Annotated in this window: 5 protein-coding genes; all 5 read left to right on the top strand. The window is 71.0% G+C overall.

All coding sequences use genetic code 11. The features are described from left to right. Positions 1 to 106: 106 nt before the first annotated feature. Positions 107 to 2,017 (top strand): TonB-dependent receptor, encoded by a 1,911-nt coding sequence (locus MQH10_RS25930; RefSeq protein WP_336605245.1) that lies wholly within the window; start codon positions 107 to 109, stop codon positions 2,015 to 2,017. After that, on the top strand, positions 1,951 to 2,289 hold the full coding sequence (locus tag MQH10_RS26635) for a hypothetical protein (protein ID WP_336605244.1): 339 nt from the start codon (positions 1,951 to 1,953) through the stop codon (positions 2,287 to 2,289). The genes MQH10_RS25930 and MQH10_RS26635 overlap by 67 nt, the downstream gene beginning before the upstream one ends. Before the next feature lie 55 nt (positions 2,290 to 2,344). Then, a complete protein-coding gene (locus tag MQH10_RS25925; protein ID WP_242566858.1) occupies positions 2,345 to 3,706 on the top strand; it encodes an LLM class flavin-dependent oxidoreductase in 1,362 nt (453 codons plus the stop codon). Beyond that, complete coding sequence (locus MQH10_RS25920) at positions 3,696 to 4,613, top strand: TauD/TfdA dioxygenase family protein (RefSeq protein ID WP_242566857.1); 918 nt, start codon at positions 3,696 to 3,698, stop codon at positions 4,611 to 4,613. The genes MQH10_RS25925 and MQH10_RS25920 overlap by 11 nt, the downstream gene beginning before the upstream one ends. 152 nt (positions 4,614 to 4,765) lie before the next feature. Further along, positions 4,766 to 6,222: hypothetical protein (locus MQH10_RS25915; RefSeq protein WP_242566856.1), on the top strand; the 1,457-nt coding region annotated here is incomplete at its 3' end.

Genomic DNA, 6,222 nt, shown 5'->3' with positions numbered 1-6,222 from the left:
GGCCCTGGCCCACCCGGCCTGGGCCGACGAACCGCCGCGCGCTCAGCGCGGCTGACGCCGCCCGGCCGGCCGCGGCGGACGCGACGCGGCGACCGAGGTCGAGCAGGTGGTCGTCACCGCGCGTCGGCGCGAGGAAAAGCTGCAGGACGTGCCGATCACCGTCTCCGCCGTGTCCGGCCGGGCGCTCGCAACCGAGCGCATCGACCGGGTCAGCGAGTACGCCGCCAAGCTCTCCAACTTCGGCGCCCTGCAGCAGAACACCCGCGTCTCCACCCTCACCATCCGCGGCGTGGGCGGCAACGCCAACAGCGACGGCTCGGAATCCGGCGTCGGCCTGATCGTCGACAATGTGGTCTTCACCCACCCGGGCTTCAGCTGGCTGGACTTCGTCGATCTCGATCACATCGAGCTGGCCCGCGGCCCCCAGGGCACCCTGCTCGGCAAGAACACCACGCTCGGCGCCCTGATCGTCACCACCAAGGCGCCGTCCTTCACGCCCGAGGCCACGGCCAGCGCCACCCTGGCCAACCGCAATCGCAAGCAGGTCCGGCTGAACCTCTCCGGCCCGCTGGTCGGCGACACGCTGGCCGCCCGCCTGACCTATTACAACGACCAGGGCGACGGCTGGATCACCAACCGGCACGACGGGAAAAAGTACCTCGACACCAACCGCTGGGCGGTCCGCGGCCAGCTGCTGTTCCAGTCGGGCGGCTTCACCGACCGGCTGATCGCCGAGCACTACGCCACCCGCGAATATAACAACTTCTATCCGCCGGTCGGCGACCCCCTGACCTACGCCAATGGGACCGCCCGCAATGGCTGGGCGCGCAAGGTCCAGACCAATCTCGGCTACACGCCCAGCTACGACGTGACCTCCAACGCCGACCTGGACACCCAGGAGCGCATCGTCTCGCGCACCGACGGCGTCTCCAACCAGGCCGACTGGAAGCTGGGCGAGCACACCCTGACCTCGGTCACCGCCTGGCGCCGGCTCTATTTCCGCCCCTATAACGACAGCGACGCCACCCCCTATCCGGTCTTCCGCGCGGGCTATGACGTCGACGTCAACCAGTACTCCCAGGAGATCCGCCTCGCCTCGCCCACCGGCGGCGCCTTCGACTATCAGGTCGGGCTCTTCGCCCTGCGACAGGACGTCCTGTCCAACTATCGCGTCCGGTTCCTGGGCAAGGCGAGCGCCTTCTTCCTCAGCCCCGCCCTGCCGGCCGCCATTCTCGACGGGGTGGAGTCCGACCAGGTCGGCCGCGCCCGCACCTTCTCCGGCGCCGTCTTCGGCCAGGGGACCTGGCATGTGGACGACAAGCTCTCGGTCACGGCGGGCCTGCGCTACACCTCGGAAAAGAAGCGCGCGTCCGACACCTCCCTCAGCTTCGGCGGCGCGACCCTGCCCGCGGCGCTCGCCCCCTACCGCCTCGCCGTCACCGGCGCGGCCTATTCGGTCGGCCAGGAGGTCACCAAGGGCCAGGTCTCCTGGCTGATCAACCCGGCCTACAAGTTCAGCGACACCGTCCTGGGCTACGCCTCGATCAGCCACGGCGAGAAGTCCGGCGCCGCCAATCTCGGCGCCAAGGTCGGCGACCGGGTGATCATCGATCCGGAGAAATCCACCGACTACGAGGCGGGTCTCAAGACCACCCTGCTGGGCGGCCGCGCCACCCTGAACGGCGATCTCTACTGGAACGAGATCGACGGCTATCAGGCCACCCTGGTCGATCCCACCGGCTCCACCAGCCGCTCCTACCTCGCCAATGTCGGCAAGGTGCGGATGCAGGGCGTCGAGCTGGAGGGCCAGCTTCAGGCCAACGAGCGTCTGAACCTCTCCTTCAGCGCCGCCTATAACGACGCCGAATATGTCTCCTACCGGAACGCCCCGCCGCCGGTGGAGCTGACCTATGCCGCGCGCCGACCTCGGTCGACCTTTCCGGAACCCGCGTGCCCAACGCGCCCAGGGTCACCGGCCAGGTCAGCGCCAACTACGCCCATCCCCTCGGCGACCTGACCTTCTTCGCCTATGGGACCCAGACCTGGCGCAGCGCGACCTTCACCCACGCCCTGTCGAGCTACGGCCGCCAGGAGGCCTACGGCCTGACCAATCTGGGCCTGGGCCTGCGCACCGCCGACGACAAGTACGCGATCCAGCTCTGGGCCAAGAACCTGTTCGACAAGCGCTACGCCGCCGCCTTCGGCGCCGCCACCGCCTCGACCCCCTACATCGAGATCCTCGGGGATCCGCGCACCTTCGGGGTGACGCTGACCGCCAAGGCGTTCTGACCCTCCGCCGGGGGCGAGCGATCGCCTCCGGCGCCTTCCTCCCGGGAGCACCGTCATGTCCAAGCGTCACATCCGGCTCGGCGCCTTCCTGTTCGGGGTCGGCCACCACCTGGCCGCCTGGCGGGCGCCCGAGGTCGATCCGGCCGCCTACACCCGCTTCGAGCACTTCCGCGACCTGACCCTGTCGGCCGAGCGGGCCGGGTTCGACGCCGTGTTCTTCGCCGACAATGTCGCCCTGCCCGGCGCGCCCCTCGACGTGCTCAGCCGCGGCGCCCAGGCCTATTACTGGGAGCCGCTGACCCTGCTGGCGGCCCTGGCCACCCAGACCGACCGCATCGGCCTGATCGCCACGGTCTCCTCCACCTATCTGCCGCCCTATCACCTGGCCCGGAAGTTCGCCTCCCTCGACCACCTGTCCAACGGCCGGGTGGGCTGGAACCTGGTCACCTCCGGCTCCGACGCCGAGGCCCGCAATTTCGGGCTCGACCACCAGCTCGGCCACGCTGACCGCTACGCCCGCGCCCGCGAATATATCCAGGTGGTCCAGGGCCTGTGGGACAGCTGGGACGACGACGCCCACCTCTTCGACAAGGCGGCCCAGCGGGTCTTCGACCCTGCCAAGGTCCGGCCCCTGAACCATGTCGGCCAGCACTACGCCGTCGCCGGCCCCCTGCAGTCAGCCCGCCCCGTCCAGGGTCATCCGGTGATCGTCCAGGCCGGCTCCTCCGACGACGGCAAGGACCTCGCCGCCGCCTCCGCCGAGGTGGTGTTCACCGCCCAGCAGGACCTAGCCGAGGCCCGCGACTTCTACGCCGATCTCAAGGCCCGCGCCGCCGCCTGCGGCCGCGCGCCTGACCAGATCCTGGTCATGCCCGGCGTCATGCCCTTCGTCGCCGCCACGGAGGCGCAAGCCCGCGCCAAGCTTGAGCGGCTCCAGGCCCTGGTCGATCCGAAGGCCGCCCTGCGCCTCCTGTCCGGCTTCCTGGGGGTCGACGCCTCGGGCTTCGATCTCGACGCCCCCCTGCCCGACCTGCCGGTCACCGAGGGCTGGCAGAGCCGCCAGAAGCTGTTCGCCGACCTGACGGCGCGCGAGGGTCTCACCGTCCGCGACCTGCTCGACCGCGTCGTCCCGGCCCGGGGCCACAAGGTGGTGGTTGGCGATCCCGGCCAGGTCGCCGACCTCCTGGAGGACTGGTTCGCCGGCGGCGCCGCCGACGGCTTCAACATCCTGCCCGCCACCCTTCCCGGCGGCCTCGACGACTTCAACGCCCTGGTCGTCCCCGAACTGCGCCGCCGCGGCCTGATCTCCGACCAGCCCGAGGGCGCCACCCTGCGCGACCATCTGGGCCTCGCCCGCCCGGCGGCCCGCGTCCCCGAACCTTCTCTGGAACCCAAGGAGAGCCTCCATGAGCGCTGACGGCAATCTCGACCTCCACCTCGACATCCGCCCCGTCGCCGGCCGCATCGGCGCCGAGATCGCCGGCGTCACCCTCTCGGGCGACCTCGACGACGCGACCGTCGCCGCCCTCGAGGCGGCGCTCGCCCGCCACAAGGTGCTGTTCTTCCGCGACCAGGGCCACCTGACCGACGCGACCCAGGAAGCCTTCGCCGCCCGCCTCGGCCAGCCGGTCGCCCACCCGACCGTGCCGGTGGCCCGGGGCTCGAACTATCTGCTGGAGCTGAATTCCGAGCACGGCGGCGGCCGGGCCAACGCCTGGCACACCGACATCACCTTCCTGCCCGCCTATCCCCGCGCCTCGATCCTGCGGGCCGTGGTCTCGACGGCGTCCGGCGGCGACACGGTCTGGGCCAACACCGCCGAGGCCTATGAGCGCCTGCCCGCCGGGCTGAAGGCGCTGGCCGACAACCTCTGGGCCGTCCACACCAACGCCTATGACTATGCGGCCGCCAAGCCCAATGCCAAGGCCGAGGACATCGCCCGCCACCGCAGCGTCTTCGCCTCCACCGTCTATGAGACCGAGCATCCGGTGGTCCGTGTCCATCCTGTCACCGGCGAGCGTCACCTGCTGCTCGGCCAGTTCGTGAAGGGCTTCACCGGCTATTCCACCCCGGACTTCCAGCGGCTGTTCGACATCCTGCAGGACCATGTGACGGCGCTGGAGAACACCGTCCGCTGGCGCTGGCGGGCCGGCGACGTGGCCATCTGGGACAACCGCGCCACCCAGCACTATGCGATCAACGACTATGGCGATCAGGCCCGGGTCATGCGCCGCGTGACGCTCGCCGGCGATGTGCCGGTCTCCATCGACGGCCGCACCAGCCGGGTCATCCGTCCCGAGCCGGTGGCCCTGGCCGCGGAATAGGGATTCCCGTCGCCAGAAGGTCGCGCCCGCGCTCGACCTTCTGGCGACGATTGCCAAGCTTCAACTTTTGCGCATAGTTAACGCTCTAGGTGAGGAGCGATGCCGTGCGCTTAATGAGTGTATTGGGCCGCTGCGCCGCAATCGCCGCAGTCGTGTCTCTGTCCGGGTGCGCGCTGCTGGAGCCCTATCCCGGCCCCGCCATGAAGGGCGCCGAATACAAGCCGTTCACCGACGCCCGGGTCAACGACCCGTCCCTGTCAGACGCGACGGTGGTCAGGAACGCCCGCGACTACGCCAGCGCCATGACCGCCGCCTACTGGCATGCGGCGGGCGACCATGCCCGGGCCAAGACCTTTGGAACCCTGGGCCTGGGCGCGGCCGGCGCGGCGGCGGGGTTCGAGGCCGCCAAGGGCCGCAGCCACGGCAATGACCTGATCGCCGGGATCGTGCCGGTCAGCGCCGCGGCCTTCGCCGTCGGGGGGCTGCTGATCTCGCCCCAGCGCCAGCAGGTCTATCTGGCCGGCGCCACAGCCACCCTCTGCGCCCGTGACCGCACGGACGGCTACATGCCCCCCGCCGAGTTGGAGCCCTATCTCGAACTGGACCCCAAGCTCCGCAAGGGCGACGCCACCGGCCTGGTGACCGAGACGGTGAGCGTCCGCAGCCTGCTGGCCGACTTCCAGCAGACCCGCAACACCCTGACGGAGGCCCGGCTGGCCGCCAAGGACCAGGAAATCCAGCTGGCCGACGCCCAGGCCAAGGCCCGGGGCGCGCGGGCCCGGCGGGCCGCGAGCGACAGCCATCAGGCCGCCGCCAACCGGCTGACCGCCATCACCGGGATGATCACCACCGCCGACAGCCTGATCAAGGACGCCACCGACGCCCTGGCGGAGGCCGACAGCGCGGTGGATGGCCTGGCCTCCTATTCCGGCCGTCGCCGCAAGGCGGGCCTAGGCCTGGGCGCCGAGGTGGATCGCATCCGCGCCGCGGTGAACGAGCAGGTCCAGCGCACCGAGCCCGACGTCCAGGCGATCAAGACCAGCCTGGGCGGCCTGTTGCAGCCGACGCCCACCAGCCCGCCCGCGACGCCGGCCAAGGTCCAGGGCCTGGTCGAGGCCAATGCCGATATCGCCACCCTGAGAGGCGGGGCGGCCCTGCGCCAGGCGGCCCTGACCCTGTCGGCCCACGCCCAGCTGGCGCGCCGCGCCCTGCTGAGACTGCAGGCCTCTGAATCCGCCGACGCGCAGTCGGCCAATTGCGCGGTCGCCAATGTCACCGGGCTCACGGTCGTCGCCCCCTCCAGCCCCCTGACCATCGGCCAGGGCGAGCTCGACATCTCCGTCTATACGCCGGGCCAGGCGCCGGCGGTGCAGATCGACGGCGACGCCGCCGGGATCACCAGCGAGGTGATCTCCAAGGACGCCGCCCACAACGGCTTCCAGGTGCGGTTGAAGGCCGCCGCCGAGGCCAGCCCCGGCCACGCCGTCCTGATCGTCCAGGCCGGCGGCCAGCAGCAGATCGCCCCCTTCGAGGTCGTCGCCGCGCCCGCCAAGCCCGCCGCCAAGCCGGCTGCCGCCACGCCTGCATCCCCCGCGGCGGCGGCCGGGGC

The organism is Phenylobacterium aquaticum (assembly GCF_022695515.1).
GTDB lineage: Bacteria > Pseudomonadota > Alphaproteobacteria > Caulobacterales > Caulobacteraceae > Phenylobacterium > Phenylobacterium aquaticum.
Note: the sequence above shows the minus strand (reverse complement) of the source record. Positions and strands in the feature narration are given on the sequence as shown.